Raw genomic sequence first — 282 nt, 5'->3', positions numbered from 1 at the left:
CCAGGGCACGAAGCAGGCGGATTTCCGGCCCCCACAGGGGATGGGTGGAAGGGGTTCCGCGCTTTCGGCGCCGCACGTGCAACAGACCGGACTTCAAATCCACCTGCTCCCAGCGCAGTCCCACAAGCTCCGACACCCGCAGCCCGTGGCGAAACGCCAACAGGATCAGGGCGGCGTCGCGTTCGCCGTGGCGGCCGGTTTTGCGGGCGGCGGCGATCAGGCGCTCGACCTCCTCGGCAGTCAGGTACTCCCGGGTGCGGCGGTGGGCGTTGGGAACGCGCC

The 282-nt window shown here is 70.2% G+C and carries 1 protein-coding gene; it reads right to left on the bottom strand.

What is annotated here, in order from left to right:
- A partial coding sequence (locus tag ACYQ3M_RS11665) for a tyrosine-type recombinase/integrase (protein WP_460036251.1) occupies nt 1-282 on the bottom strand: 282 nt, incomplete at both ends.

It is taken from the genome of Methylothermus subterraneus, from assembly GCF_054656915.1.
This window is presented reverse-complemented; position numbering and strand designations above follow the sequence as displayed.